The sequence below is a fragment of the Streptosporangium nondiastaticum genome, from assembly GCF_003011965.1.
GTDB lineage: Bacteria > Actinomycetota > Actinomycetes > Streptomycetales > Streptomycetaceae > Streptomyces > Streptomyces nondiastaticus.
The window spans coordinates 1-378 of record NZ_PXWG01000427.1; the positions used below are offsets into that span (position 1 = coordinate 1).

At 52.9% G+C, this 378-nt stretch carries 1 protein-coding gene; it reads left to right on the forward strand.

Going from position 1 to position 378, the window contains the following annotated elements:
• Positions 1-378 (forward strand): hypothetical protein (locus B7P34_RS36535; RefSeq protein WP_223268657.1); only part of this gene is annotated, 378 nt, incomplete at both ends.

Genomic DNA, 378 nt, shown 5'->3' on the forward strand with positions numbered 1-378 from the left:
AAACGCAGGACGATGAACTCGTCCGCCGCACGCAAATGCTGGATACGCTCAAAGCGCGTGAGCGGTCTGCTGAAAAGGCCGTGGAAAACCTGCACCAGAAGCAAACGGATATTTACCAGCGCGAAGCAAAACTGCAACAGCAGATCGGTGTGCTCGAAGAAGCGGCGCGTAAAAAGCTGGATGAGGCCTACCAGGACCAGGTGATGCGTGTGTTTGTGTACCGCTTGCTGTTGACCTTGCCATTGCTGGCATTGGCCGCCTGGTTGTTTGCCAAAAAGCGCAAATCCCAATATTGGCCATTTGTGTGGGGATTTATCATCTTTGCCGTGATGGCTTTTTTTGTTGAGCTGGTGCCTTACCTGCCCGACTATGGCGGTT